The 26,774-nt window shown below is 47.6% G+C and carries 23 protein-coding genes, 1 pseudogene and 1 other annotated feature; of the genes and pseudogenes, 23 read left to right on the forward strand and 1 reads right to left on the reverse strand.

Annotated elements, in window-relative coordinates:
* Nucleotides 1-207: 207 nt before the first annotated feature.
* From polA to rplT, 13 genes are all read left to right on the forward strand, one after another.
* On the forward strand, nucleotides 208-2,832 hold the full coding sequence (gene polA, locus ACTTK6_RS11595) for a DNA polymerase I (protein WP_079475774.1): 2,625 nt from the start codon (nucleotides 208-210) through the stop codon (nucleotides 2,830-2,832).
* Between the two features lie 12 nt (nucleotides 2,833-2,844).
* Nucleotides 2,845-3,708: a DNA-formamidopyrimidine glycosylase gene (mutM, locus tag ACTTK6_RS11600; protein WP_079475775.1), complete on the forward strand. Its 864-nt coding sequence runs from the start codon at nucleotides 2,845-2,847 to the stop codon at nucleotides 3,706-3,708.
* Nucleotides 3,681-4,274, forward strand: a complete 594-nt coding sequence (gene coaE, locus ACTTK6_RS11605) for a dephospho-CoA kinase (RefSeq protein WP_079475776.1) — start codon at nucleotides 3,681-3,683, stop codon at nucleotides 4,272-4,274. Before mutM ends, coaE begins: the two co-directional genes overlap by 28 nt.
* 139 nt (nucleotides 4,275-4,413) lie before the next feature.
* A complete protein-coding gene (locus tag ACTTK6_RS11610; RefSeq protein ID WP_079475777.1) occupies nucleotides 4,414-5,445 on the forward strand; it encodes a glyceraldehyde-3-phosphate dehydrogenase in 1,032 nt (343 codons plus the stop codon).
* Nucleotides 5,446-5,816: 371 nt separating this feature from the next.
* Entirely contained in the window at nucleotides 5,817-6,200 is a 384-nt protein-coding gene (gene speD / locus ACTTK6_RS11615; RefSeq protein WP_079475778.1) for an adenosylmethionine decarboxylase, read from the forward strand.
* Nucleotides 6,201-6,370: 170 nt separating this feature from the next.
* The gene (nrdR, locus tag ACTTK6_RS11620; RefSeq protein ID WP_022793114.1) at nucleotides 6,371-6,850 is read left to right on the forward strand and encodes a transcriptional regulator NrdR; all 480 of its coding nucleotides are present in this window, start codon (nucleotides 6,371-6,373) and stop codon (nucleotides 6,848-6,850) included.
* A gap of 16 nt (nucleotides 6,851-6,866) precedes the next feature.
* Nucleotides 6,867-8,276 carry a replication initiation and membrane attachment family protein gene (locus tag ACTTK6_RS11625; protein ID WP_094908453.1) on the forward strand — a complete coding sequence of 470 codons (1,410 nt, stop codon included), beginning with the start codon at nucleotides 6,867-6,869 and terminating at the stop codon, nucleotides 8,274-8,276.
* A gap of 18 nt (nucleotides 8,277-8,294) precedes the next feature.
* Nucleotides 8,295-9,221 (forward strand): primosomal protein DnaI, encoded by a 927-nt coding sequence (dnaI, locus tag ACTTK6_RS11630; RefSeq protein ID WP_079475780.1) that lies wholly within the window; start codon nucleotides 8,295-8,297, stop codon nucleotides 9,219-9,221.
* A 143-nt stretch (nucleotides 9,222-9,364) separates the two neighbouring features.
* Nucleotides 9,365-10,474, forward strand: coding sequence for a cyclic dehypoxanthinyl futalosine synthase (gene mqnC, locus ACTTK6_RS11635; protein ID WP_079475781.1), 1,110 nt, complete (start codon nucleotides 9,365-9,367; stop codon nucleotides 10,472-10,474).
* Nucleotides 10,475-10,803: 329 nt separating this feature from the next.
* Nucleotides 10,804-12,744 (forward strand): threonine--tRNA ligase, encoded by a 1,941-nt coding sequence (gene thrS / locus ACTTK6_RS11640; protein ID WP_462833503.1) that lies wholly within the window; start codon nucleotides 10,804-10,806, stop codon nucleotides 12,742-12,744.
* Between the two features lie 256 nt (nucleotides 12,745-13,000).
* Nucleotides 13,001-13,555 carry a translation initiation factor IF-3 gene (infC, locus tag ACTTK6_RS11645; RefSeq protein WP_079475783.1) on the forward strand — a complete coding sequence of 185 codons (555 nt, stop codon included), beginning with the start codon at nucleotides 13,001-13,003 and terminating at the stop codon, nucleotides 13,553-13,555.
* 43 nt (nucleotides 13,556-13,598) lie between these two features.
* Nucleotides 13,599-13,802 (forward strand): 50S ribosomal protein L35, encoded by a 204-nt coding sequence (gene rpmI, locus ACTTK6_RS11650; protein WP_022793119.1) that lies wholly within the window; start codon nucleotides 13,599-13,601, stop codon nucleotides 13,800-13,802.
* Nucleotides 13,803-13,843: 41 nt separating this feature from the next.
* Nucleotides 13,844-14,200 carry a 50S ribosomal protein L20 gene (gene rplT, locus ACTTK6_RS11655; RefSeq protein WP_079475784.1) on the forward strand — a complete coding sequence of 119 codons (357 nt, stop codon included), beginning with the start codon at nucleotides 13,844-13,846 and terminating at the stop codon, nucleotides 14,198-14,200.
* Between the two features lie 43 nt (nucleotides 14,201-14,243).
* On the opposite strand, the gene ACTTK6_RS11660 is transcribed toward rplT, so the two are convergent.
* Nucleotides 14,244-14,651 (reverse strand): sigma-w pathway protein ysdB, encoded by a 408-nt coding sequence (locus ACTTK6_RS11660; protein ID WP_462833504.1) that lies wholly within the window; start codon nucleotides 14,649-14,651, stop codon nucleotides 14,244-14,246.
* A 266-nt stretch (nucleotides 14,652-14,917) separates the two neighbouring features.
* Between ACTTK6_RS11660 and ACTTK6_RS11665 the strand changes: the two genes are divergently transcribed.
* The 10 genes and pseudogenes from ACTTK6_RS11665 to ACTTK6_RS11710 all read left to right on the forward strand — a co-directional run.
* Entirely contained in the window at nucleotides 14,918-16,006 is a 1,089-nt protein-coding gene (locus ACTTK6_RS11665) for a M42 family metallopeptidase (RefSeq protein ID WP_462833505.1), read from the forward strand.
* 106 nt (nucleotides 16,007-16,112) lie between these two features.
* Nucleotides 16,113-16,880, forward strand: coding sequence for a TrmH family RNA methyltransferase (locus ACTTK6_RS11670; protein ID WP_079475787.1), 768 nt, complete (start codon nucleotides 16,113-16,115; stop codon nucleotides 16,878-16,880).
* A gap of 55 nt (nucleotides 16,881-16,935) precedes the next feature.
* Nucleotides 16,936-17,154: a binding site (T-box leader), on the forward strand.
* Between the two features lie 49 nt (nucleotides 17,155-17,203).
* A complete protein-coding gene (gene pheS, locus ACTTK6_RS11675) occupies nucleotides 17,204-18,238 on the forward strand; it encodes a phenylalanine--tRNA ligase subunit alpha (protein WP_079475788.1) in 1,035 nt (344 codons plus the stop codon).
* A 15-nt stretch (nucleotides 18,239-18,253) separates the two neighbouring features.
* The gene (pheT, locus tag ACTTK6_RS11680) at nucleotides 18,254-20,677 is read left to right on the forward strand and encodes a phenylalanine--tRNA ligase subunit beta (protein WP_462833506.1); all 2,424 of its coding nucleotides are present in this window, start codon (nucleotides 18,254-18,256) and stop codon (nucleotides 20,675-20,677) included.
* Between the two features lie 117 nt (nucleotides 20,678-20,794).
* A complete protein-coding gene (zapA, locus tag ACTTK6_RS11685; protein ID WP_022793126.1) occupies nucleotides 20,795-21,046 on the forward strand; it encodes a cell division protein ZapA in 252 nt (83 codons plus the stop codon).
* A gap of 5 nt (nucleotides 21,047-21,051) precedes the next feature.
* Complete coding sequence (locus ACTTK6_RS11690; protein ID WP_158219144.1) at nucleotides 21,052-21,624, forward strand: CvpA family protein; 573 nt, start codon at nucleotides 21,052-21,054, stop codon at nucleotides 21,622-21,624.
* Nucleotides 21,625-21,761: 137 nt separating this feature from the next.
* Complete coding sequence (gene polX / locus ACTTK6_RS11695) at nucleotides 21,762-23,477, forward strand: DNA polymerase/3'-5' exonuclease PolX (RefSeq protein WP_462833508.1); 1,716 nt, start codon at nucleotides 21,762-21,764, stop codon at nucleotides 23,475-23,477.
* Nucleotides 23,478-23,500: 23 nt separating this feature from the next.
* Complete coding sequence (locus ACTTK6_RS11700) at nucleotides 23,501-25,858, forward strand: endonuclease MutS2 (RefSeq protein ID WP_462833509.1); 2,358 nt, start codon at nucleotides 23,501-23,503, stop codon at nucleotides 25,856-25,858.
* 26 nt (nucleotides 25,859-25,884) lie between these two features.
* Entirely contained in the window at nucleotides 25,885-26,283 is a 399-nt protein-coding gene (locus tag ACTTK6_RS11705; protein WP_079477010.1) for a DUF350 domain-containing protein, read from the forward strand.
* A 248-nt stretch (nucleotides 26,284-26,531) separates the two neighbouring features.
* Nucleotides 26,532-26,696: pseudogene (locus ACTTK6_RS11710) on the forward strand (helix-turn-helix domain-containing protein); the annotation flags it as partial.
* Nucleotides 26,697-26,774 lie beyond the last annotated feature (78 nt).

The following is a 26,774-nucleotide window of genomic DNA, read 5'->3' on the forward strand; positions in this document are numbered from 1 at the left end:
TTTCATCCGCTGCTTGTTTCTGCAGCGGGCTGCATCCCCTCTGGAACGAAAGCACCCCTTGGCTTTCGTTCTTTTTTTGTGCTTTTTCAAGTGGACGTTCTGACGCTGCACGCGGTGTATGATAAAATATAACGATGAACATGAAAGTACATTAGGTGCTATACATAAGAAGCCGGTTTGGCTTTTTGAAATAAGGAGGACAATAATTTGAGTAAACTAGTGTTATTGGATGGAAACAGTATTGCTTATCGGGCATTTTTTGCCCTGCCTCTTTTAAATAACGATAAAGGCGTTTATACCAATGCCATTTACGGCTTTACAACCATGCTTTTGAAAATTTTAGAGGATGAGGACCCAAGCCATGTGCTTGTCGCATTTGACGCCGGGAAAACAACTTTTCGCCATGATACTTACAGTGAGTATAAATCCGGCCGGGAAAAAACGCCCTCTGAGTTATCCGAACAGCTGCCAGTTATTCGTGAGGTACTGGACGTTTTTAAAGTTCCTTACATCGAGAAGGAAAACTACGAAGCGGATGATATTATCGGTACGCTTTCGAAGCAGGCCGAAGAGGAAAACTGGGACGTGCGCATTTATACCGGGGACCGGGACCTGTTGCAGCTAGTCAGCCCCCGTGTTCACGTTTCCTTTATCAAAAAAGGAATAACGAATACGGAATTATACGACCCGGATGCCATTCGGGAGCGGTACGGCCTTGATCCTCTTCAAATCACTGATATGAAAGGCCTTATGGGAGACAGCTCGGACAATATTCCAGGCGTCCCGGGGATCGGGGAAAAGACCGCATTAAAGCTGTTAAAGGAATACGGCTCTGTGGACAAAGTACTGGAATCCATTGATGAAATTTCCGGGAAAAAGATGAAGGAGCGACTCGAAGAGAATAGAGAGCAGGCGAAAATGAGCAAGGAACTCGCTATTATATACCGAAATACCCCCCTCGATCTCGAGCTTTCGAAATTAAAGCATGAAGACTACGATGTAAAAGAAGTAACGGATCTTTTCCGTGAGCTGGAATTTCAAACGCTGTTAAATAAATTTGACGATGTGGATGAAGCGCAGCAGATCTTCGATGAACTGGCGTATAAGCATGTTACAGACGTCCAGGAGGACATGCTTGTGTCTCCGTCGGCTTTGGTTGTGGAAGTGCCGGAAGAAAATTACCATCACGGGAGCATATGGGGGATAGCAGTTATCAACGAAACCGGACGGTATTTTATTTCCACGGAGAATGCACTGCAGAGCGAAGCATTTCAGGCATGGGCTAAAGACGAATCGAGGGAAAAATATACATTTGATACAAAACGTGCCGTGGTTGCTCTTGGGTGGAATGACCTGGAGCTTCGGGGGATTACCCATGACACATTGATTGCTTCGTATTTAATTGATCCCTCCGTATCGTCTCATCATGTGTCTGATATAGCGAAACGCCGGAATCTGCAGGTAGTGGATACCGACGAAGCTGTGTACGGCAAAGGGGCAAAGCGCACCAAGCCGGAGGAGAAAGCACTGGCAGAGCACCTGATCCGTAAAGGTGAAGCGGTCTACCGGCTTCAGGGGAAAATCGAGGAGGATCTAAAGCAAAACGAGCAGCTCGAACTGTTTAAAGAACTGGAAATGCCGCTGTCGCTCGTGCTCGGACAAATGGAAACCCAGGGGATCTGCGTGGACCGTTCCCAGCTTGAGACTATCGGTGATGAACTGGACGGCCGTCTTGCCGAGCTTGAAAAAGAAATTTATAAACAGGCTGGTCGTGAATTTAACATTAATTCACCGAAACAGCTTGGGCCGATTTTATTTGAAGAGCTTGAGCTCCCTGCTGTTAAAAAAACAAAAACTGGCTACTCCACGTCGGCAGATGTACTCGAAAAGCTCCGGGATCAGCATGAAATTATTCCAAACCTGCTGTTGTACCGCCAGATTTCGAAGCTGAGATCTACGTATATCGAAGGACTTTTAAAAGTAATTCACCCATCCACCGGCAAAATCCATACAATGTTTAACCAGGCAATTACCCAGACAGGCCGGCTGAGTTCGACAGAGCCGAATCTGCAAAACATTCCGATCCGCCTTGAAGAAGGCCGGCGTATCCGGAAAGCTTTTATTCCTTCTGAATCCGGGTGGTCCATCCTCTCGGCAGATTATTCGCAGATCGAACTCCGGGTGCTCGCTCATATCGCGGACGATGAAGGACTCAAAGAAGCCTTTCAAAACAACATGGATATTCATACAAAAACGGCGATGGATGTTTTCGGCGTCGGGCAGGACGAAGTGACATCAAACATGCGCAGAAGTGCGAAAGCCGTGAACTTCGGGATTGTTTACGGGATCTCGGACTATGGGCTTTCACAGAGTCTTGGCATCACGAGAAACGAAGCGAAAGAATTCATTGAAAGCTATTTAAAAAGCTATCCTAATGTGCAGAACTACATGAATGATATTAAAGATGAGGCCAGGCGCGACGGGTTTGTTACGACGCTTCTGCACCGCCGCAGGTACCTCCCCGACATGAACAGCCGCAATTTTAACCAGCGCAGCTTTGCTGAAAGAACGGCCATGAATACTCCTATTCAGGGGACGGCTGCTGATATTATAAAAAAGGCAATGGTGGATGTAAGTAAAGCCCTTGAAGAAAAAGGCTTAGCCAGCCGCCTGCTGCTTCAAGTGCATGACGAATTGATTTTTGAAGTGCCACAGAACGAAGTGGAAACCATGCAGGAGCTTGTGCCGGAGCTGATGGAACAGACAATTGAGCTGTCGGTCCCTTTAAAGGCAGACGTGGCCCAGGGGCCGACATGGTACGATGCGAAATAAGGAGAGGAAAGAATGCCCGAATTACCGGAAGTTGAAACGGTCCGCCGGAATTTAGAACAGACGGCCGTTGGAAAAACCGTAGAAAACGTAAAAGTATACTGGCCAAACATTATTAAGCGGCCCGATGACCATGAAGCCTTTTCAATGATGCTTGGGGGCAAAACGATTGATCGGGTGCACCGTAAAGGGAAATTTTTAGTTATTTATCTCGAAGATCTGGCAGTTGTCTCCCACTTGCGCATGGAAGGCCGATATGAATGGAGTGACGGCGGGGAGCCGGATAAGCACACGCATGTGCGTTTTCATTTCACCGACGGCACGGAGCTCCGCTATCGTGACGTACGTAAGTTTGGCACCATGCATGTATTTGACCGCGGCGAGGAATGGGGCGAAAAACCGCTAAATCAGTTGGGGGCGGAGCCCTACCTTGATCCGTTTTTTACAGCTGAGTATTTGAGCACCCGTTTTCAGAAAACATCACGCAGCATCAAAGCAGTACTGCTCGATCAATCGATTATTGCGGGCCTTGGGAACATTTACGTGGATGAAGCACTGTTCCGGTCGGGCATTTTGCCTGACGCTCCGGCCGCAAATCTTAGTGAGCCAGTCATAGAGGTGCTTCGAAAGCAAATAACAGAAGTGATAGAAGAAGCAGTCAAACAGGGAGGGAGCACAGTGCGTTCCTATGTGAACGGGGACGGGCAGGCTGGTGCGTTCCAATTAAACCTGTATGTATATGGAAGAAAAGGAGAGCCGTGCAAAGTGTGCGGGCATGAAATCGAACGGGCCGTAGTAGCGGGCAGAGGTACTCATTACTGTCCAGTATGCCAGACGAAGGAGGGGAAGAAATGGTTATCGGCCTTACAGGCGGAATAGCAAGCGGTAAATCACTGGTGGCAGACACTCTTCGGGAGCAGGGGCTTCCCGTGATTGATGCGGATGTAATTTCACGGGAAGTGGTGGAACCAGGAGAGCCTGCCCTTGAACAGATTATTGAGCATTTCGGTCCGGAAATCCTTCAGCTTGACGGGACGCTCGACAGAAAAAAGCTAGGCTCGGTCATTTTTAATGACACGGAGAAACGTCAGGTGCTCAACCAAATCATCCACCCTGCTGTCAGGCAGCGTATGATGACCAAACGGGATAATCTTGTGCGTGAAGGGAACGAGCATGTGGTGCTTGATATTCCGCTTCTGCTTGAAAACAATTTAAATTTTCTGGTCGACCGTGTGATCGTCGTTTACGTAAATGAATCGATACAGAAGCAGCGGCTTATCGACCGCGATGGCCGGGGCGAAGAGGATGCAGCTGCAAGAATCAAATCGCAGATGCCCCTTGAAGAAAAAAGACATCTGGCAGATGCAGTAGTTGATAACTCGGGCACAGAAAAAGAAACAAAAAACCAGGTGAACGAACTGCTCCGTCAGTGGAGAATAATATAAAAAAGTATGCATAACCACTTTCCTTAAAAGAAAGTGGTTATTTTTTAAAAATAGGTTGCAAGAATACGCTATCAATATGTTATACTATTTTTAGATTTTACTCATAAAAGTATAACATATTTCCAGAGGAGGATATTAAATGAAAACAAGCATAGCGATCAACGGTTTCGGACGAATTGGGCGTATGGTTTTTCGAAAGGCAATGATGGACCCGGAAGTTGAAGTGAAAGCCATCAATGCTATGTATCCTCCTGAAACACTGGCTCACCTGGTGAAATATGATAGTGTGCATGGCCCGTTTCCGCTTGAGGTGAAATATGAAGGAGACGAAATGGTAGTGGGCGGTAGAAGGGTCCGGCTGCTTCAAAACCGAAATCCGCTTGAACTTCCGTGGGAAGAACTTGGCGTAGATATTGTGGTCGAAGCGACAGGCAAATTCAACCGCGGCCCGGACGCTGAAATGCATATAGAAGCTGGGGCGAAAAAAGTAGTATTAACCGCTCCGGGAAAAGAAGTCGATACCACTATCGTGATGGGCGTAAACGAAGAAGATTACGATGCGGAAAACCACCACGTGATATCGAATGCTTCCTGCACGACAAACTGCCTTGCGCCGGTAGTAAAGGTGCTTGAAGATAAAATCGGAATTGAAAGCGGTTTAATAACGACCGTGCACGCATACACAAATGATCAAAATAACATGGACAACCCCCATAAAGACCTGCGACGGGCAAGAGCCTGCGGACAGTCGATCATCCCGACGTCTACCGGGGCAGCTAAGGCGCTCTCCGAGGTGATTCCTTCCATGGAAGGGAAAATGAACGGTATGGCGCTTCGTGTACCGACACCAAACGTGTCGCTTGTGGATATGGTAATTGACATGAAGCGTCCGGTGACGGAAGAAGAAATTAACCAAACGCTTAAGACGGCATCAGAACAAGAGCTTAAAGGAATCATTTCCTACTGTGAGGATCCGCTCGTTTCAACGGATTTTAATGGAAATGAACATTCATCGATCATCGACGCGCTCTCCACAATGGTAATCAACGATCGCCAGGTTAAGGTGCTTGCCTGGTACGATAATGAGTGGGGCTACTCCTGCCGGGTCGTAGATTTGGTAAAGATGGTTGGTGAACCAGCTGTAGGCTATTCTTCTGTTGCTTCGTTTTAAAGATCGTCAATATGGGAAAGCGTCCCGTAAGCGGGGCGCTTTTTGTTTATTTTTCTGCAATATCGTACGCGGAAGCTACAAAGCGTATATAAGCATTGAAGAGAGATATGCAAGGTTCAAAGCCTCTGCACTGGAAAACTGGTTGCAAATTGCAAATAAACATCGTATACTGGATTTCGTGCCTGCATGTCGTTGAACTTAATGGCAAAAATGCATGTTTTTCAGACATCTCCAGGCCTGCTAACGGTTACTGCAAGGGTTAGTGCCAAATTGGACTAACTTTCCCCCAGAGTAACCTTTAAAACGTGACGGGCCGATGAAATAAAGCGACCTAATGATGGAAGAAAAAGAAACAAAGGGGGAAACGTACCATGGAAACAATGGGACGCCATGTCATTTCCGAGCTGTGGGGTTGTGACGAAGAAACTTTAAACAATGTAAACGCAATCGAACGTATTTTTGTAAACGCCGCTTTGAAAGCAGGCGCTGAAATAAGAGAAGTAATCTTTCATAAATTTGCTCCGCAGGGTGTGAGCGGAGTCGTTATTATTTCAGAATCGCATTTGACGATTCACAGCTTTCCGGAGCATGGCTATGCCAGCATTGACGTGTATACGTGCGGCGATCACATTGATCCGAACACGGCAGCAAAATATATTGCAGGCTCACTCGGTGCCGAAGCAGAAGAAACAATAGAGATACCCCGTGGTACAGGGCCTATCCGCGTGCAGCGCCCGGAAGCAAACGCCTTATAACGCGTATATGAACACCGTTCAAGCATACGATGTGCTTGAACGGTTTTTTATTGCCCGCAGGAAGAGGAATTCAAAGAAATACGCAAATTGTCATCTTCCTGACAGGAGCTAGTGTGATATGATAGAACCAATAAAAATAGAGATCGTCCATCAAATTGGAGATGATAATAATGAAGTGCCCAGTATGCTACTCCAATGGCACACGTGTATTGGATTCGAGGCCGAGTAATGAAGGCCGGTCCATTCGTCGCCGTCGCCAGTGTGATACGTGCCACCACCGCTTCACTACGTTTGAGATTGTGGAAGAACTGCCGCTTGTCGTAGTGAAAAAGAATGGAAACCGGGAGGAATTCAGCCGGGAAAAAATGCTAAGGGGCCTGATCAGGGCCTGTGAAAAGCGGCCGATCCCGATGGAAACGCTCGAGGGTATTGTCTCAAGGGTGGAAAATAAACTGCGGGAAGAGGGACGGACGGAAGTGAAAAGCGAGGAAGCTGGAGAGCTTGTCATGGAAGAACTCGCAGATATTGATGAAATCGCCTATGTCCGTTTCGCTTCTGTCTACCGCCAGTTCCGTGATATAAATGTATTTATCAATGAGTTAAAAGAGCTGATTGATAAAGAAAACAAAGAGGATTCATCTAAATCATAAAAAGGAGGGCGGCGCTTTGAGTCTGCATTGGATGGAAGTAAAACCGGTGGACGGGTACTATGTTCGCACAAGCAAAGAATTCAGCGAGAGCACCGATAAAACAATGTCTATGCTCTACCAGCCGTTAGTTGGAAGCAAAGCGATCGCTCTCTACCAGACCCTGCAGAATAAATTGGAAAAAGACTGCTATGAAAGCTCCGAAGCCACCCATCACGAGCTGATGGCTTTTTTGCAGATGCCTCTAAATGAAATTTATGCCGCCCGGCGCATGCTTGAAGGCATTGGCCTTCTCAGAGTTTATGAATTAGAGACACAGGCGCAGGACAAAACATTTGTTTATGACATCCAGCCTCCAATGTCGCCGCGGGCTTTTTTCCAGGACGACGTTTTAAGCGTATTTTTGTATAATCGCCTCGGAAAAAACAAATACATTCAGCTGCGGCAGCGCTTCGGTATTACAGCTGTACCTGAAGAAGCAAAAGAAATTACGGCTTCCTTCAATGAAGTGTTTGCTTCTCTGCATGCGTCGGAAATGGCTTCCGAACCGCCTCCGGCGGAAGAAGGGACTGAATTTATAGGAGGCAGTGAACCATCGCGTCTGCAGCTTGAAGAGAATGGGTTCGATATGGAACTATTAAAGGCTTCACTTCCTTCCTTTCTTAACAGCACGCAGCTGTTAACGCCGTCGCTGCAGCAGACTGTCCGCCGTCTTGCTTTTGTGTACCAGCTCTCACCGATTGATATGGGAAAAGTGATTCAGGAGTCTTTATCGGCAGACGACGAAGTAAATATAGAAGACCTGCGCAGAAAATCGAAAAATCATTATCGCATGGAGCACGGGGCAGCTCCCCCGGCGCTCGGGAATCGTGCGCAAACAGAACACAGGGAGCATACCCCGGCAAAAGGACGTCCCCTGTCTGAACAGGAGCAGATGAAGCAGTTTTATGAACAAACCTCCCCGGTGACTTTTCTTCGCTCTGTTGCTGGCGGAGCCACAGTGCCGGAGTCTGATATCTACCTTGTTGAAGAGCTTTTGTTCAGCTACCGTTTATCCCCGGGAGTGGTCAACGTGTTGACCGATTACGTGATGCAGAATAACAATATGAAATTAAGCAAAGCGCTCGTTTATAAAATTGCGGGCCAGTGGACAAGGAAAAAAGTACATACCGTAGAGGACGCCATGAAGCTTGCGAAAGAAGAGCACAAGCAGGCCCAGGAACGAATGGCGCCTAAAAACAATTATGCAAACAAACGGCAGCAGGGGTATGTTCGAAACGATAAGCTGCCGAAATGGATGGAAAAAGAAGAACAGTCGGAAAATAAGCCAGCAGAAGATGTAAATACCGCGAGGGATGAACAGCTTTCGAAGGAAAGGGAACGTTTTGAGGAAATGCTGAAAGAACGCCGGGAAAGAGCGAATCGTTAAACGAAAGGAGGCAGCTGGATGGATTCGATTGGTTCCTCGTTAAACGGATGGATGGATAAAGGCTGGAAAGAGCGGATGGCAAGACTTGAAAAAGAAGTATTTGCCTATCCGGGAGTGATCGATTTTAAGCACCGTCATCCGCACATACCTACGGAAGAATACGAAAAAAATAAGGCGGCTTTATTTGAATACAAACGGGAGCGCAGCAACTGTGATGCCTGTCCAGGGCTTGAAAACTGTCCCAACCTGATGCAGGGGTATCAGCCAGAGCTGATGGAAGACAAGGGAAAAGTAACGGTTGCCTATCACCGCTGTTCATTAAAAGTACACGATGACGAAAAGAAAAAAAGGCAGTCGCTGATTAAAAGCTATTATATTCCGAAAGAAATACTGCACGCTTCCTTTGACCAGGTGGATATGGACCACCAGTCAAGAGCGAAGGCCGGGACCACAGCACTTCATTTTGCATCGACCACCGTTCCCGGTGAAGATGGAAAGGGCCTTTACCTGTACGGAAAATTCGGGGTTGGCAAAACGTATATTGCCGGGGCTATTATGAATGAATTGGCAGAGCGGAGTATTGGCTCGATGATTGTGCATGTGCCGGACTTTTTCCGGGAGATTAAAGAATCGTTATCGGACAATACCGTACGGGAAAAGGTGGACAGCGTTAAAGGTGTACCGGTACTCGTCCTCGATGATCTTGGAGCCGAGTCGATGAGCGCCTGGACAAGAGATGATATTTTAGGCGTCATTCTACAGTACCGGATGATGGAAAAGCTGCCTACCGTCTATACGTCTAATTATGATTACAGTGAACTTGAAGAGCATTTGACCTATTCCCAGAAAGGCGGAAATGAGCGGCTGAAAGCAAAAAGAATAATGGAACGGATCCGTCCGTTCACAGAAGAAGTATTTATGGACGGGCAGAACCGCCGGGGATAATTGGTAATATACAGGACATTCTATGTGTATAATACAAATAAATATGCTAACATGATGATAGCGCCCAGCATGCAGAAAATGGGTTGGATTCGCGGTATTTTCATGCGAGCGCCACAAAGGAATTTTCTGGAGGGTATACAAAAATGAGCATTGATGGAATATTAGAACGTGCATTAAACGGAGAACGACTGACCATGGACGACGCTGTGCGCTTGTATGAAAGCGATGAAATAGAAAAAATGGGAGCGGCAGCAAATGAAATTAAAAAACGTTGGCATCCCGAGCCTGTTGCTACCTTTAACATAGGACGAAATGTCAATTACACCAACGTCTGCGATACATTCTGCCGCTTTTGTGCATTTTATCGCCGCCCGGGCTCAGAAGAGGGCTACCTTCTTTCAGATGACCAGATTCTGCAGAAAATTAAAGAACTCCAGGACGTTGGAGGAGACGAAATTTTGATGCAGGGAGGGACCAACCCGAATCTCCCATTTGAATACTATACAAACCTGCTCAAGAAAATAAAAAACCATTTTCCGGATGTGACGATGCACTCGTTTACTCCGGCAGAGGTGTACAAAATGATGGAAGTATCCGGCCTCTCCTTGAGAGAAGTACTGACGGCTCTGCATGAAGCAGGGCTCGACTCTCTTCCTGGCGGCGGTGCCGAAATTCTTACAGAGAAAACAAGAAAACGGATCAGCCGGCTGAAGTGCACGGCCGACCAATGGATCGACTGCATGAAAATGGCTAAAGAAGTTGGCATGCACGGTACCGCAACGATGGTCATCGGCTTTGGCGAATCAAACGAAGAACGGGCCGAACACCTTTGGCGCATTCGTGAGGCCCAGGACGAATCCAACTGCTTTTTGGCATTCATTTCCTGGACCTTCCAGCAGGACTACACGAGCATGAAAGGCGAACGTATTACACCAGAGGGTTATCTCCGGAACGTAGCCATTTCGCGCTTATTCCTGGACAACATCCCGAACTTCCAGTCCTCGTGGGTGACTGCTGGACCAGAGACAGGGAAGCGCTCCCTCTCCTACGGCTGTAATGACTTTGGCAGTACGATGATGGAAGAGAACGTCGTTTCTTCAGCGGGCACCACCCACAAGGTAAACATCAACCGGATCCTTCGTTTAATACGGGAAGCAGGCTACACGCCAGCGCAGCGGAATACGAAGTACCATACACTCCGTGTGTTTGAAGGAGAAGAAAACAGCGAAAAAGACTTTGTTATGCAAAATTAACTACTGGTTGCATGATAAGGAGCTTTTCGCTATGCTGAAATAGCGAAAAGGAAAATGCAAAGAAGAGGACATGAAAATAAAACAGGCGTCCCAGAGAAGAGAACCGCGGCTGAAAGTTCTCCACGAACCGTTTTATTTTTACCCCCTCGGAGCTCCGGCAGGGAACCTTAGTATCTGTCGGCGGGTCCCCGGCCGTTACCCGGATAGAGTCGTCTCTGCGAGTGGGGCGGAAACTAGGGTGGAACCGCGGCTGAGCCCGCCCCTTTCGAGGGGCGGGCTCTTTATGTATTTTTCTGTTTATTACAGTTACAAAAGGAGGACAATTCACATTGGCAGAACAGACAATCAACCTCATATTTCCAGACGGAAATGAAAAATCATATGACATTGGCACAACGACAGAGGAACTAGCCGGCGGGATCAGCTCCGGACTGAAAAAGAACGCACTGGCAGGGAAAATGAATGGAAAAATGGTCGATCTCCGCACGCCACTTAGGGAAAATGGACAGATCGAAATCATCACGTACCAATCGCCGGAAGGGCTTGAAGTACTCCGGCACAGTACGGCACATGCGATGGCCCAAGCCGTGAAACGGCTTTTTGATGACGTACAGCTTGGGGTGGGGCCAGTAATTGAAAACGGCTTTTATTACGATATTGACATGCCGCATCAGCTAACTCCGGAAGACCTGCCAAAAATCGAAAAAGAAATGAATAAAATCGTCGATGAAAATCTTGAAATTATTCGTGAGGAAGTGTCCCGGGACGAAGCGATCCGCTTTTTTAAAGAGCTTGGCGATGAATTGAAGCTGGAATTGATCGAAGACATTCCGGAAGGAGAGCAAATTGCACTATACCGGCAGGGCGAATTTGTCGATTTATGCCGGGGCGTCCACGTGCCGCAGACGTCTAAGCTGAAAAAGTTTAAGCTGATGAATATTTCTGGAGCTTATTGGCGCGGGGACAGCAATAATAAAATGCTTCAGCGTATTTACGGGACGGCGTTTGAAAAGCAGTCCCAACTGGATGATCACTTGAAAATGATTGAAGAGGCTAAAGAGCGGGACCACCGTAAAATAGGCAGAGAGCTCGACATATTCACGACCAGCCAGACAGTAGGCCAGGGCCTGCCGCTTTGGCTTCCAAATGGCGCGACGATCCGTCGGATCATCGAACGCTATATTGTAGATAAAGAAGTGCGTCTTGGCTACGACCACGTGTATACGCCGGTGCTCGGCTCGTCTGAACTCTATAAAACATCGGGCCACTGGGACCACTACCAGGATGATATGTTTCCTCCGATTGAAATGGATAATGAAACACTCGTACTCCGGCCGATGAACTGTCCACACCATATGATGGTGTACAAAAATAAGAAACACAGCTATCGCGATCTGCCGGTACGCATTGCAGAGCTTGGAACAATGCACCGTTATGAAAAATCCGGGGCGCTTGCCGGACTGCAGAGGGTACGGGCGATGACGCTAAATGACGGGCATATTTTTGCCCGTCCTGACCAGCTGAAGGATGAATTCATCCGTGCTGTACGGCTCGTTCGTGAAGTCTATCATGACTTTGGCATCAAAGATTACACCTTCCGGCTTTCCTACCGGGATCCGGAAGATAAAGAAAAATATGTGGACGACGACCAGATGTGGGAGAATTCCGAACGTATTCTTAAAGAAGCGATGGATGCTATTGATGCTGAATATGTAGAAGCCGAAGGAGAAGCAGCATTTTACGGCCCGAAGCTGGACGTGCAGGTGAAAACAGCGATGGGCAAGGAAGAGACGCTTTCGACCGTCCAGATTGACACCCATCTGCCTGAACGCTTTGATCTCACGTATGTCGGAAGCGACGGCGGCGAGCATCGCCCGGTAGTAGTCCACCGGGGAATCGTTTCCACCATGGAACGCTTCATCGCTTTTCTGCTTGAAGAATATAAAGGCGCCCTGCCGACGTGGCTGTCTCCTGTCCAGGTAAAAATTATACCGGTCTCTCCTGATGTGCACCTTGATTATGCCAAAGAAGTGGAATTGGCGCTCCAGGCCTCAGACGTCCGGGTGGAAGTGGATACAAGGGATGAAAAACTCGGCTATAAAATCCGTGAAGCCCAGACGCAAAAAATACCTTACATGCTTGTGCTCGGAGACAAGGAGCAGGAAGCAAACGCCGTAAATGTACGAAGGTACGGCCAGCAGGACTCAGAATCGCAGCCGTTAGAAGATTTTGTGGAAAATGTAACTGGGGCCATTAATGAATATTGCTAAAATGGTTGACGCTTTGTTGGCTCCGTGCTACGATGTCCTAGTGTGAAAATAATTAATCCCTAAAGAAGAAGCGCCCGCTTCTCACCTGACCGACAAACGTTGGCTGGTTTTTATCAATATATTGAATGTGTAGAGCATATATTCTGTATACGTGTGGGCGCTTCTCTGCTTCAGAGGGTGCCTGCACGTTTTTTCGTTGTGCCAATGGTAAGCATTTGCGTGGAAGCCCCGCGCACTAAATTTCTGGAGGTGGCTTATTATTCGTAAGGACCAAAAGGTAAACGAGGGCATCCGTGCCCGTGAAGTTCGACTCATCGACGCTAACGGAGAGCAGCTTGGAGTAAAATCAAGAAATGAAGCTTTAGAGCTGGCCGGGAAAGAAAACCTTGACCTCGTTCTTGTCGCTCCAAATGCGAAACCGCCTGTCTGCCGTATTATGGATTACGGTAAATACCGTTTTGAACAGCAGAAAAAAGAAAAAGAAGCCCGGAAAAAGCAAAAAACGATCAATGTTAAAGAAGTTCGTTTGAGCCCGAGCATCGAAGAACACGACTTTAATACAAAACTTCGCAATGCACGGAAGTTTTTATCTAAAGGCGATAAAGTAAAAGCAGCTATCCGCTTCCGCGGTCGTATGATCACCCACTCTGACATTGGTAAAGAAGTACTGGACCGGTTTGCGAAAGAGTGTGAAGACGTGAGTACGATTGAAACGAAGCCAAAAATGGACGGCCGCAGCATGTTCCTCATGCTTGCTCCAAAAGCAGAACAGGAACGTGAACAAAAAGAAGAGTCCAGCAAAGAAGAATAGACAGCGGTTTTTCCCGTTATATTAAAAAAGGAGGATGTCACTTATGCCAAAAATGAAATCTCACCGCGGAGCAGCAAAACGTTTTCGCAAAACAGGAAGCGGCCGTGTAAAACGCGCACGCGCATTCACGAGCCATATGTTTTCGCATAAATCCCAAAAACAAAAGCGTAACCTTCGTAAACCGGAGCTTGTTTCCAAATCCGACTACAAGCGTATCAAGACACTACTGCCGAAAACGAAAAAATAAGCAAGACCAAATAATTAATATAAGCTAAGGAGGGGTTGACGATGCCAAGAGTAAAAGGCGGATATGTGGCACGTCGCAGACGTAAACGAGTATTAAAACTCGCGAAAGGATATAGAGGTTCAAAGCATACGCTGTTTAAAACAGCGCAGGAACAGGTAATGAAGTCCCTGCAGTATGCTTACCGGGACCGTCGCCAGCGCAAACGCGAATTCCGTAAGCTCTGGATCGCGCGTATCAACGCAGCAGCGCGGTTGAATGGCTTGTCCTACAGCCGCATGATGCATGGTTTGAAGCAGGGCGGTATTCAAATGAACCGTAAAATGCTCGCAGACCTCGCGATAAACGACGAGAAAGCATTCGCAGAACTTGCTGAAAAAGCGAAATCAAACCTAAACTAAAATGCAAAAAAGCGGAGCGCCCGTCAATAGGGCGTTCCGCTTTTTATCGTTTTCCCGGCTGCTCCGCTTCAAGCTGCTGCATAAACTCTTTCACCGGGCTGTTCCATTCAATGGCAGCCTCCGGGTAAAGAGCAAGAATTTCCCGCTCAAGGAAGGTGAAATCCTCCCGCTGGAAGCCGCGCAAATGCTCACTTTCAATCACCCAGAGCGAAATCGTAACCACTTCAAATGCTTTTTCGGTCGTACCTACGTATTTCTCTCCTTCAAACATGACGCCTTTATGCGTAGCGAGCAGGTTTTTACGTACGTTTTGCTGGTCATCAAGCAGATAGAATTGTTTTTTTTGATGGGCGGCTTCTAATTTTCTTCTTGAATTATTCCAGTATTTCCAAAACGAATATATGATTATAATGAGAGCAATCAGCAACAGCAGTCGCAAAAGAATTCCCAATCTTTACACCCTCCTTTGCATATACCGGATTAAGCGTACATGAGCCTCAGCATTTCTAATATATACGCACAGTATATTAAAAAGTTTCACCTGCACCCGGGCAAGATAGATTATGTTTGAGCCCCGGGGCAAAGTTCTTTATACTGAATATGGAAGAACTTGTACCACACTGCTTGTATTGATGAGAATATTAGTTTAAGACATTAATGATATTTTCCCTTTGCATGTGTGCGTAAAACAACCATACATAAAGGAGGCAGCATGAAATGGCAGAATTAGATCCGACATTGCAGATGCTAAAAGACCTCACGGACGCAAACGGCGTTCCGGGGAACGAACAGGAACCGAGAAAAGTGATGACTCAGTACATTTCACCGTATGCTGATGAAATGAGTACCGATCGGCTCGGAAGCCTTATCGCTAAAAAAACCGGCCAGGCGGGCGGTCCGAAATTGATGATCACCGGCCATCTGGACGAAATTGGTTTTATGATATCGGGGATTGATGAAAATGGTTTCTTGAAATTTCAGACTCTTGGTGGATGGTGGAGCCAGGTGATGCTCGCCCAGCGGGTGAGGGTAATGACGAAAAAAGGAAATATTACTGGTGTCATCGGTTCTAAACCACCGCATATTCTACCGGCAGAGCAGCGCAAGAAAGCGATGGAAATTAAAGATATGTTTATTGATATCGGGGCTTCGAGTAAAGAAGAAGCAGAATCCTTCGGCGTACGCCCAGGCGATTCGGTCGTGCCGGTATGTGATTTTGAAGTGATGAATAATGAAAAGTTTCTAATGGCAAAAGCCTGGGATAATCGCATCGGCTGTGCCATTGCAATCGAAGTACTCAAACGTCTCGAAAACGAATCCCATCCGAATGAAATTTATGGTGTCGGTGCAGTTCAGGAAGAAGTCGGCCTTCGCGGTGCGAAAACAGCAACCAACCAAATTCAGCCCGACATTGGCTTTGCTGTTGACGTGGGCATTGCCGGTGACACTCCGGGTGTGGCAAGCAACGAGGCTAAAGCAAAAATTGGCAAAGGACCGCAGCTTTTGATGATGGATGCTTCTGTTATCGCCCACAAGGGACTGCGTGATTTCGTTGTAGGAGTAGCTGAAGAAAAAGAAATTCCTTTTCAGTTCGACATGATGGCGAACGGAGGCACCGATGCCGGCTCTATTCATTTATCCGGAGAAGGAGTGCCATCGATGGCTATTACAATTCCGACCCGCTATATTCATACCCATGCGGCTATTCTGCACAGGGATGACTTTGAGCATGCCGTGCAGTTAATCGTAGAAATTGCTAAGCGCTTAGACCGGAAGACAGTAGAGTCGTTAACGTACGACGCATAAAAATAATAACCTTTCCTTCCATTACGGACGGAAAGGTTATTCGTTTTCTTACTGCCACCAGGCAAAATGTGCTACGATGAGAGAAAATACTGGGGGAGACAACGAAGTGAAGCGGATAGAGTCGGCAAAAAATCCAAAAGTAAAAGAAATAAAAAAACTTCATAAACGTAAAGAACGGGAAAAGTCGGGCCTCTTTTTAATTGAAGGAGACCACGCGTTAACAGAAGCCGTGCGGTCGCAGGCCTGGATTGAAGAAATTTTCATCGAAGAACACAAAGAGTGGCCGCAGGTTTTTAATGAAATACCGACCCCGGCAACGGAAGTAACAGAAAGCGTCATGAAAGAAATCAGCTCGACCGAAACGCCGAAAAATATCGTAGCTGTATGCAGGGTTCCTGAATTTTCCAATGTCAAAAGCGGCGGGTATTCTTTTTTTGTTTTAGTCGACAGCATTCAGGACCCTGGCAATTTGGGAACAATCATCCGGACGGTCGACGCGCTTGGAAAAGGTGTAGTTGTTCTCGGGGCAGGCACGGTGGATGCATACAATGCAAAAGTGGTCCGGGCGACGCAGGGATCACTGTTTCATGTTCCGGTTCTGCAGGAGGATCTGGGCGAATGGCTGGAATGGCTGCAGGAAACGGATATTCCGTGCTTTGGGACTTCACTTGAAGAAGGAACGTCGTATTCAGCCCTGGAGCCGCAGCCCTATTTTGCGTTAATCATTGGCAATGAAGGAGCAGGTGTGCAAAAGAAATGGCTCGAGCGGACCGATCAGAACCTGTATATTCCGATCCCGGGACAGGCAGAATCATTAAACGCTGCGGTTTCAGCCGGCATCCTGCTGTACCATTTGAAGCAGACGGATTGGTGATGGTTGCAATTGGGCCGGGCTTTTTCTATAATAATGCATATTGAAACGTATAAACACAAATGCGCAGATGAAGAGTAGTAGCATTGCTTCCTGCTGACCAGGGAAAAGGTATCGTGGACTGAAAATACCTTACAGTAAGGATTTGTGAATTCACTTCGGAGCAGCCGCTGGAGTATTCCTCGTGGAAGAAAAGCGTGCCGGAACCTGTCGTTACAGGAAAGTGAGCTGTGCACTGCAGCTAACAAGGGTGGTACCGCGAGCCTTCGTCCCTTTTCAGGGAGAGGGCTCTTTTTATTTGGCATAAAAATGGAGGGAACCAGGATATGATAGAACGCTTGGAAGAGCTGCAGCAGGAAGCGCTGCAGCAGATTGAAAAAGCTGGAGACACAAAAGAATTGGAGCAGGTAAGAGTAAAATACTTAGGAAAGAAAGGTCCTATTACGGAAGTGCTCCGGGGAATGGGGCAGCTGTCCAAGGAAGAGCGTCCTGTGGTCGGCCAGAAGGGAAACGAAGTACGTGAAGCCATTCAGGAGCGTTTGGAGAAAAAGACGAAAATGCTTGCTGACGAAGCATTAAAGGAAAAACTCAAAAATGAAACACTGGACGTGACACTTCCCGGACGCCCGGTCCAACGCGGGGCGAAGCACCCGCTGACAAGCGTGGTTGAAGAAATCGAAGACATATTTATCGGGATGGGCTTTGAAGTGACAGAAGGCCCGGAAGTAGAAACCGACTATTATAACTTTGAAGCGATGAATCTGCCAAAAGATCATCCGGCCCGGGACATGCAGGACTCTTTTTATGTCAGCAGCGATCTGCTGATGCGTACGCAGACCTCTCCCGTCCAGGCCCGTTCGATGGAGCGTCACCAAGGCAAAGGCCCGGTGAAAATCATCTGCCCGGGCAAGGTATACCGCCGGGATGATGATGATGCTACCCATTCCCATCAGTTTATGCAAATTGAGGGGCTGATGGTTGACGAAAATATTCGAATGAGTGATTTAAAAGGAGTGCTTGAAACATTTGTGAAGGAATACTTCGGGGAGGAAAGAGAAATCCGTCTCCGCCCGAGTTACTTCCCGTTTACAGAGCCATCTGCAGAGCTTGACGTTTCATGTGGCATCTGTGCAGGTGAAGGCTGCCGCATCTGCAAGCATACTGGATGGATCGAAGTGCTCGGGTGTGGAATGGTACACCCGCGTGTGCTTGAAATGAGCGGCTTTGATCCCGAAATCTATAGCGGCTTTGCCTTTGGCATGGGAGTGGAAAGGTTCTCCCTCTTAAAATACGGCATTGATGATATCCGGCATTTTTACACGAACGATATGCGCTTTTTAAAACAATTCACTCGAGTATAAAAGGAGAATACAGACATGTTGATCTCATATAAGTGGCTGAAAGATTATGTAGATATTGAAGATATTGCTCCCGAGGAAATTGCCGACCGCCTGACTACGGGAGGCGTAGAGGTGGACGCTCTGTACCGGCGCTCCGAACCAATTGAGGGATGTGTGGTCGGCTACGTTGTCGAGGCCAAAAAGCACCCCGACGCTGATAGTTTAAACATCTGCCAGGTGGATCAGGGAGCAGAGACGGTGCAGATTATCTGCGGTGCTGATAATGTGGCGGCCGGGCAGAAGGTTGTAGTTGCAAAGCCAGGCACCGTGCTGCCCGGGGGCATGGAAATTAAAGCGACGGACATCCGCGGCCAGGAGTCCAATGGCATGATTTGCTCCCTCCAGGAGCTCGGTATGGAAGCAAAGCTGGTTCCAAAACATGTGGCTGAAGGCATTTTTGTTTTTGATGAAAATCCGGAAACCGGTTCGGACGCAATAAAAGCCCTTGGCTGGGATGACACAGTGATGGATCTCGATATTACGCCAAACCGTGCCGACTGCCTGAACGTCCTCGGGGTTGCATATGAAGTAGCAGCCCAGCTCGACCGTACCGTGAAGCTTCCTAGGACCTCTGTAAAAGAAAGCGATAAATCTGCGTCGGCTGCGGTCAATGTGAAAATCGAAAACGGGGAGGACACCCCTTATTACGGGGCGAGAGTTGCCGAAAACATCCAGGTGAAGCCTTCTCCGTATTGGATGCAGAACCGTTTGATGGCTGCAGGCATCCGGCCGATCAGCAACATCGTGGACATTACCAACTACGTGCTGCTTGAATATGGACAGCCGCTGCATGCGTTTGATTTTGACGCTTTCGGCTCTGACGAAGTACTTGTGCGCAGAGCGTTCGAAGACGAAGAAATACAGACGCTTGACGGCAATAAGCATCACCTTTCAAGTGCACATTTAGTCGTAACCAACGGCACAAAGCCGACGGCGCTCGCAGGAGTGATGGGCGGAGAGCACTCAGAAGTCGGCGACGGGACGACAAATATCCTGCTTGAAGCAGCTCTGTTTCATCCGTCATTAATTCGCCAGGCCTCCAAAGACACACGGATACGAAGCGATGCAAGTGTCCGTTATGAACGGGGTCTCGACACAGAAAGGGTAGAGCAGGCAGCAGACCGGGCAGCGTATTTGTTTGCTGAACACGCGGGGGCTTCTATTCTGCAGGGCATCGAACAGGAGGATCATCGAAAGCCTGGCGGCCGGTGGGTCACGGTGAGCGACCGCAGCATCAATCAGCTGCTGGGAATGGAGCTCAGTGGTTCAGAAATGGTCCATATTCTCGAACGCCTTGGTTTTCAAGTGGCTGATAAAGAAACGGGCAGTATCGAAGTATATATCCCAAGCCGACGTCCGGATATTCACATCGAAGAGGACGTGGCGGAAGAAATCGCCCGTATGCACGGCTATCAGGACATTCCGAGTACACTGCCAAAAGGGGCAACGACGGCTGGGAGTTTAACGGCGGAACAAAAAAGAAAGCGGACGGTTCGCCGCTTTTTGGAAAGTGCCGGCTTGAGTGAAGCTGTCACCTATTCCCTGACGACTGCCGGCTCTGCCTCACGTTTTACGCTTTATCCGGAAAAGCATACGATGGAAGTAACCATGCCTATGAGCGAAGACCGCAGAGTGCTGCGTCAGAGCCTGATTCCACAGCTGCTTGAAGGAGTCAGCTATAACCGCAACCGCCAGACGAAGGACATTGCCCTATTTGAAATGGGCTCGGTGTTTCTTTCCGAAGAAGAACGTGCCTCCGTCCAGCCGGAAGAACGCATTATGCTTGCTGCGGTAGTAAGCGGCAGGTGGGAAAGCCACTTATGGCAGGGAGAGACAAAAAGAGCAGATTTTTATGTGATAAAGGGAATTGCAGAAGGCATTCTTGAGGAACTGCACGTGGAAAGCCGTGCTTCGTTTACTCTGGCTGAACGCAGTGATATGCATCCCGGCCGCACAGCTGACATCCAGCTCGATGGAGAAACAGTGGGCTATGTCGGCCAAATCCATCCAATGACCGCCGGGGATTGGGATATTGCCGAAACGTACGCTCTCCAGGTTGATTTAACGTCCCTGCTTCAGGCAGCTGAAACACCGGTGCGTTATCAAGCGCTGCCGAGGTTCCCTTCCACTACCCGCGATATTGCGATCGTCGTAGATGAAAGCGTTCCTGCAGCTGACGTGAAAAATGTGATCGAGGCCGCAGGCGGCAGCACATTATACAGCACTTCTTTATTTGATGTTTATCAGGGCGAAAATTTGACGCCCGGCAAAAAGTCCCTGGCGTTCACCCTTGTGTATCTGGATCCGGAAAGGACGCTGACTGATGAAGAAGTCACCTCTGCCCACGACCAGGTCCTTCGCATGCTGGAAGAAAAAACGGGGGCAGAGCTCAGGCAGTAAATGGCTGGCGGGCATCTGGCGGTTTAACGAAGCAGCTTCACAGGGAAATATATTCAGAGCCTTTTTATTCTGTTACTATTAAAGAAAAGGCACACTTAAGAACAGGGGGCGGAAAACGTGGCTGATGATCAAAGTAAAAAACGCACTACGGTTACAATATACGGCCAGCAGTACACGATTGTCGGTGATGAACAACCCTCGCATATTAATCAGGTAGCCAATTATTTAGATAAGAGAATGAAGGAATATAAAGCATACAATCCTTATTTGGATACAACGCGCCTCGCGGTTTTGACGGCTTTAAATGTAGTGGATGATTATATTAAACTTAAAGAAGAAGTGAACAAGGACAAAGATTCTGAAGGATAATGCTTATGGAAATAGTAATAGATGTTCTGCTTGTTGTGATTTTAATCGGCAGCTTTTTCACGGGGCTTCAGCGGGGCTTTGTTCTTCAGCTGCTCCGCCTCGTCAGCCTGGTTGCAGCATTCGTTGTTGCGTTTTTATTTTATGAAGAAGTGGCACAGATGCTAGAACAATGGATCCCCTACCCGTTTGGCCAGCAGCCGGAAGGGTCGTTCCTGGCTGCTTTTGACACCCGCAGCCTGTTTTATTATTCTATCGCTTTTCTTCTCTTATTTGTTGGCACCCGTATTGTTGCCGGCTTTTTAACCGGAGCGGCAGGCGGTATCGCCAGGCTGCCGGTGCTGAGAACGATCAATTACTGGCTTGGCGGTGTGCTGGGTGTACTGGAAACGTATGTTATTTTATTTATTGTTCTGGCTGCAGCAATGCTGATGCCGTTTCCGGCCCTTGAACCAGTAGTAAATAACTCGGTAATCGCGAACTTTATATTACATGACACCCCATGGCTTTCCGGCTGGTACGAGCAAATCATGCCGGAAGAGCCCGGGAACATGGATGGCCCAATAGAGAATGAAGGTTGACTTCCCTGCGTGTCCCAGGGGAGTCTGTTTTTATGTCTTCAGCACGGCGGCATGAATTTAGACAGAATTATTAACTCCCGTTATACTCAAAAAAGAATGCCTAACATGATTAAAGCTGACGTGTGGAGGAGATTAGCATGAATAAAAAAGATCTTATCGGTCATTTGGAAACAATCGCTGTATATATGGAAATTAAGGGAGAGAATCCTTTTAAAATTTCTGCCTACCGCAAAGCAGCACAGGCACTTGAATACGATGAGCGTTCGCTGGGTGAAATCGATGATGCAGGCACTCTGAAGGGCATCGGTAAAGGAACAGCTGCTTTAATAAAGGAATGGCGGGAAAATAACGGGGAAACTGAATTGATGAACACTTTGAAAGAAGAAGTTCCGGAGGGGTTGATTCCGCTGCTGAAGCTTCCAGGGCTCGGAGGAAAAAAAGTGTCAAAGCTTTATCAGGAGCTCGACATAACAGACCGGGACTCACTGGAGCAGGCGTGTTTAACCCACGAAGTTCAGAGTCTCGAAGGCTTTGGGGCGAAAACGGAGCAGAAAATACTGGAAGCGCTCGCGGAGGAAGGAAAGCGTCCGGAACGGCTTCCGATTGCCTATATGCTTGAAATGGCCCAAAAGCTCGAAGCGTCTCTTGAAACAGTGAGAGATGTACGAAAATATGCGCGGGCGGGCAGTCTTCGCCGGGTGGAAGAGTCAGTGAAGGATCTGGATTATATTATGAGTGTAAAAGATGCGGAACATGTTCGTAAACAGCTGGTAGAGCTGCCCGAAGTAGCCAAAGTCATTAACGATGGCACAAGCAAGGTCAGCATTGAAATTAAAGGGGAATATAATGTTCAAGTAGACATTCTTCTGGTGGAGGAAGAAGATTTTGCGAGCACCCTGCATCATTTCACCGGCTCTAAGGACCATAATGTGCAGATGCGTCAGCTCGCAAAGGAACGAAATGAAAAATTAAGCGAATACGGCATTGAAGACAAAGACGAACGTAAAACAACGTTTCAGGATGAAACCGAATTTTACGCTCACTTTGGCCTGTATTTTATTCCGCCAGAAGCACGACTGGGAAGAGGCGAAACGGATACGTTCCAAGAGCCGTATCCTTATATAGAAAAAAAACACATCCGCGGTGATCTTCATATGCACACTACGTGGAGCGATGGCTCTCTTTCAATTCGGGAGATGGTGGAAGAAGTGAAAAAACACGGCTATGAATGGCTGGCGCTCACGGACCATTCTAAGTATCTCCGCATTGCCCATGGACTGGATGAAGACAGAATACGCAGGCAGATGGAAGAAATACAAAACGTCAGAGAAGAAGAAAAAAATATTCAAATCTTTGCCGGTATTGAAATGGATATCCGGCCTGACGGAACGCTTGATATTGACGATGACGTGCTCAAAGAGCTCGATGTTGTCATTGCTTCCATCCATTCCTCCTTTTCTCAATCAGAAAAAGAAATTATGAACAGGATGGAGCAGGCTCTGAAGCATCCGGAGGTAAATGTGATTGCACACCCTACGGGAAGGCTGCTGGGACGCCGGGATGGGTACAAGGTGGACTTGGACCGGCTGATGAAGCGTGCCGGCGAAACGAATACGGCACTGGAGCTGAATGCCAACCCCAACCGTCTTGATCTCTCAGCCGACTGGCTGAGAAAAGCTGCCGAGCACGATGTCCGTATTGCAATCAATACGGATGCCCATAATTCTGGAATGCTTGATCATATGGATGTTGGCATATCTATTGCGAAAAAGGCACTTCTCCAGCCAGACCAGGTAATAAATACGATGTCTGCAGAGCAGTTAAAGAAATGGCTGCAGCATAAGAAACAATAGAACAACCAAAGAGGTGAGCATTGGTGAATGATAGAACACTTCGCGTGCTGGAATACGAAAAAATGAAGGAACAGCTGCAGGCTCATGCTGGGTCGACTCTGGCAAAGGAGCGGATAGAACAGTTGCACCCCTACCGGGAGCTGGGAGAGGCGAAAGAAGCACAGAACTTCACCGCAGAAGCGGCCAAAGTAATCCGGCTGCGGGGGCAGGCGCCGCTTGGCGGTATACGCCAGATCCACGCCCACGTGCGCCGGGCGCAAATCGGAGGCATGCTGAACGCCGGTGAGTTGAACGAGGTTTCGGATACGCTGTACGCCGGGCGCCGGATACGCTCATTTATTCTGGATATGACAGAAGAAACGGTGGATCTTCCACTGCTTGAAGGTCTGGTACGTCAGATAGTGACGCTGCCGGAGATTGAAAAGCAAATCCGGGATTGTATAGATGAAAACGGGGCGGTTCTTGACAGTGCAAGCTCTGCCCTGCGCGGCCTCCGCCAGCAAATGAGAAGCCTTGAATCGTCGGTACGTTCGAAGCTTGAACAGTATACCAGGTCGCCGGATCAGCAAAAACGACTGTCGGATTCCATCGTAACGATACGTAATGACCGGTACGTGCTGCCGGTGAAGCAGGAATACCGTTCGTCTTTTGGCGGTATTGTCCACGATCAGTCTTCAACAGGAGCTACTCTTTTTATTGAGCCGCAGGCGGTCGTTTCGATGAATAACGAACTAAGAGAGGCAAGAGTGAAAGAACAGCGGGAAATTGAGCGGATTCTTCAGGAGCTGTCTTCGTATATTGCTGAAGATGGGGAAGAGATTCTGGTGAATATGAATACGCTGACCGAACTTGATTTCACATTCGCAAAAGCCTACTATGCAAGAGACCAAAAAGCAGTGCAGCCGGAACTGAACGATGAAGGCAGATTCCGGTTTATGGAGGCGCGGCATCCGCTTATTGACCCGGAAGAAATGGTGCCGCTTGACCTGGAACTTGGAGGCGAATTTGGAACGCTTGTTATTACCGGACCTAATACAGGCGGCAAAACCGTAACGCTGAAAACGGCTGGGCTTCTTACGCTTATGGCCCAGTCCGGGTTGTTTGTGCTCGCAGAAGAAGAAGCAGAAGCTGCTGTATTTTCGAAAGTATTTGCCGATATTGGGGATGAACAATCGATTGAACAAAGCTTAAGTACGTTTTCATCCCACATGACAAATATTGTAGATATTGTTAAGCAGGTGGACAGCAATTCGTTTGTACTGTTTGATGAAATAGGCGCCGGCACCGATCCGGAAGAAGGATCGGCTCTTGCGGTCAGTATCCTGGACTATGTTCAGGAGGCCGGAGGGAAGCTGATCGCCACCACACATTACAGTGAACTGAAGGGCTATGCGTATAACCGTGCCGGGGTGATGAATGCAAGCGTTGAATTTGATGTGGAAACATTGAGGCCGACTTACCGCCTGCTTGTGGGCGTGCCAGGCCGAAGTAATGCATTTGCCATTTCGAGGCAAATTGGCCTTCCTGATGCCATTATTTCGAATGCGGAAAAAGAAATGAGCACAGATACAAAACAGGTCGAAACAATGATTGCTTCCCTGGATGAACAAAGAAAAGAAACAGAATCAGTCTGGCAGGAGGCGGATGACCTCCGGCAGGAAGCGGCCAGACTCTGGCAGGAATTAAATAATGCCTGGAACGAAGTGCTGCAAAAACGGGACCAGATTATCGCAAACGCCGAAGGCAAAGCGAAGAACGAAGTTGATAAGGCGAAAGCCCAAGCGGAAGAAATTATTGCTGAGCTGAAGGAAATGCAGAAAGAAGGGGCCGAGATTAAAGAGCACCGCCTGATTGAAGCCCGTCGCCAGATGGAACAGGCGGCTCCTACGATGACCAAAAAGCAAAAACAAGTGAAACAAAAAGCACAGAAGGAGCGTACCTTTGAAGTAGGGGATGAAGTGAAGGTGCTTCGCTTCGGACAGCGCGGACATATCGTGGAAAAAGTGAATGACAACGAATTCCAGGTGCAGCTTGGTATTATGAAAATGACAGTGAAGCCTGAAGAAATGGAGAAGCTTAAATCAGAGCCCGCTAAAGAGCCCAAGCGACAGGTATCCACAACTTCTACAGCCGCTCCGGCCAGGCCCGAGCTGGATTTGCGTGGTGAAAGGTACGAGGATGCGGTGCAGCGCCTTGAAAAATATCTTGATGAAGTGGTTCTGGCTGGCTATCGTGAAGTCCACATTATTCATGGCAAAGGCACGGGGGCGCTTCGTAAAGGCGTAAAAGAGTATTTAAAAAACCATCCCAGTATCAAATCCACCAGAGATGGCGGCATGAATGAAGGCGGGATCGGTAACACGGTGGCAGAACTTAAATAAGCGGAGGGGTGCATGTGGATGTGTGGATGGACAATGCTTTTATAAATACAGCTGGGAACTTCAGCGTTGCTGTGCTCTCTCTTGTAATTTTTTTGTGGATATTTGAAATTATTACCCCATATCGTAACTGGGAAGAAATTAAAAAAGGAAATATCGCTGTCGCCCTTGCGACCGGCGGAAAGCTGTTTGGGGTATCCAACATTCTTCATTATTCCATCATGCATAATGACGGCATCCTGTTTATGCTTTTATGGGGATTTTTTGGTTTTGTACTATTAATTCTAAGCTATCTTATATTTGAATTTCTTACTCCCATGTTTAAAGTCGATGAGGAAATCAGTAAAGATAACCGTGCAGTAGGAATCATTTCTTTTATTATTTCCGTAGGGATATCTTTTGTAATAGGAGCCGGGATTATCATTTAAATAGAAAAAAATGTAATTTATTAGCCACAAATAGTTAATTTTTTAGGACTATTTAAGTGCGTTTCGGTTGACATTCCTGCGCGGATTATGTACATTTAGAACTAACTTAAATACTATGCCAGTATTACCCAAACGCAAGAAGCGCCTTACTCTGTTACGAGAGTGAGGCGTTTTTAAAGGCATATTTCGTCAGGGTGAAACGAAAACCGGCATGATGGATGGTTTTGTTTGAAAGGGTGACGGATAAAATGGGGAAAAATCCAAACAGAAAGCATGCACAGATCATCGAAGCAGGAATGAAAGTGATAGCTGAGCACGGTTATCACCAGGCGAAAGTGTCGGACATTGCTAAAGAAGCAAAGGTAGCAGACGGAACTATTTATTTGTATTTTAATAATAAAGAGCATATATTAAGGCTCAACACCAAAATATGTTCTTGAAAAATATGTGCTTGATAAAAAGAAATGAAAAAACATCTGCCCCTCTGTTAT

Source organism: Marinococcus salis (assembly GCF_054971365.1).

Coding starts and splice junctions, on each gene's coding strand:
- mutM (WP_079475775.1), top strand. CDS start 2,845: ATGCCCGAATTACCGGAAGTTGAAACGGTCCGCCGGAATTTAGAACAG.
- coaE (WP_079475776.1), top strand. CDS start 3,681: ATGGTTATCGGCCTTACAGGCGGAATAGCAAGCGGTAAATCACTGGTG.
- ACTTK6_RS11610 (WP_079475777.1), top strand. CDS start 4,414: ATGAAAACAAGCATAGCGATCAACGGTTTCGGACGAATTGGGCGTATG.
- speD (WP_079475778.1), top strand. CDS start 5,817: ATGGAAACAATGGGACGCCATGTCATTTCCGAGCTGTGGGGTTGTGAC.
- nrdR (WP_022793114.1), top strand. CDS start 6,371: ATGAAGTGCCCAGTATGCTACTCCAATGGCACACGTGTATTGGATTCG.
- dnaI (WP_079475780.1), top strand. CDS start 8,295: ATGGATTCGATTGGTTCCTCGTTAAACGGATGGATGGATAAAGGCTGG.
- mqnC (WP_079475781.1), top strand. CDS start 9,365: ATGAGCATTGATGGAATATTAGAACGTGCATTAAACGGAGAACGACTG.
- rpmI (WP_022793119.1), top strand. CDS start 13,599: ATGCCAAAAATGAAATCTCACCGCGGAGCAGCAAAACGTTTTCGCAAA.
- rplT (WP_079475784.1), top strand. CDS start 13,844: ATGCCAAGAGTAAAAGGCGGATATGTGGCACGTCGCAGACGTAAACGA.
- ACTTK6_RS11665 (WP_462833505.1), top strand. CDS start 14,918: ATGGCAGAATTAGATCCGACATTGCAGATGCTAAAAGACCTCACGGAC.
- pheS (WP_079475788.1), top strand. CDS start 17,204: ATGATAGAACGCTTGGAAGAGCTGCAGCAGGAAGCGCTGCAGCAGATT.
- pheT (WP_462833506.1), top strand. CDS start 18,254: ATGTTGATCTCATATAAGTGGCTGAAAGATTATGTAGATATTGAAGAT.
- ACTTK6_RS11690 (WP_158219144.1), top strand. CDS start 21,052: ATGGAAATAGTAATAGATGTTCTGCTTGTTGTGATTTTAATCGGCAGC.
- polX (WP_462833508.1), top strand. CDS start 21,762: ATGAATAAAAAAGATCTTATCGGTCATTTGGAAACAATCGCTGTATAT.
- ACTTK6_RS11705 (WP_079477010.1), top strand. CDS start 25,885: ATGGACAATGCTTTTATAAATACAGCTGGGAACTTCAGCGTTGCTGTG.